Origin of the sequence: Paenibacillus phytorum (assembly GCF_013141715.1) — a bacterium.
GTDB classification, from domain to species: Bacteria; Bacillota; Bacilli; order Paenibacillales; family NBRC-103111; genus Paenibacillus_E; species Paenibacillus_E phytorum.
The window spans coordinates 1-629 of the sequence record NZ_WHOA01000175.1 but is presented as its reverse complement, the minus strand read 5'-3'; the positions used below and the strand labels follow the sequence as shown (position 1 = coordinate 629).

Genomic DNA, 629 nt, shown 5'->3' with positions numbered 1-629 from the left:
AAGTTTCGTATCTAGTTTTCAAGGAATAAATCCTTGAAGTAAACATTGTTTCTATTCCCTGATAGCTCAGTTGGTAGAGCACTCGACTGTTAATCGAGTTGTCACAGGTTCGAGTCCTGTTCGGGGAGCCATATGGAGAGGTGTCCGAGCTGGCCGAAGGAGCACGATTGGAAATCGTGTAGGCGTCACAAGCGTCTCGAGGGTTCGAATCCCTCTCTCTCCGCCACTATCTTTCTAGTAAGGCCCGTTGGTCAAGTGGTTAAGACACCTCCCTTTCACGGAGGTAACAGGGGTTCGAGTCCCCTACGGGTCACCAATAATACCCACAAAGTGACGTAAAGCTGACGAAGCTTAATCCGAATACTTTGCGTGGGCCCAAATTCATCATCCCATGGAGGCTTAGCTCAGCTGGGAGAGCATCTGCCTTACAAGCAGAGGGTCGGCGGTTCGATCCCGTCAGCCTCCACCATGATTCCTTAAGCAAGACTTGCTTTACTCGGATTCATCATATATGCTTAATGACGCGGGGTGGAGCAGCCCGGTAGCTCGTCGGGCTCATAACCCGAAGGCCGCAGGTTCAAATCCTGCCCCCGCAACCAATCTTCTTACCTGAAGATAATGTACTTAGC

At 50.6% G+C, this 629-nt stretch carries 5 tRNA genes; all 5 read left to right on the top strand.

Going from position 1 to position 629, the window contains the following annotated elements:
- Positions 1 to 55 precede the first annotated feature (55 nt).
- Positions 56 to 131: transfer RNA gene (locus GC098_RS25710), tRNA-Asn, on the top strand.
- Positions 132 to 134: 3 nt separating this feature from the next.
- Positions 135 to 226 (top strand) — tRNA-Ser (locus GC098_RS25705).
- A 15-nt stretch (positions 227 to 241) separates the two neighbouring features.
- Positions 242 to 316 (top strand) — tRNA-Glu (locus GC098_RS25700).
- 77 nt (positions 317 to 393) lie between these two features.
- A tRNA-Val gene (locus GC098_RS25695) sits at positions 394 to 469 on the top strand.
- A gap of 53 nt (positions 470 to 522) precedes the next feature.
- Positions 523 to 599 (top strand) — tRNA-Met (locus tag GC098_RS25690).
- The last annotated feature ends 30 nt before the right edge of the window (positions 600 to 629 follow it).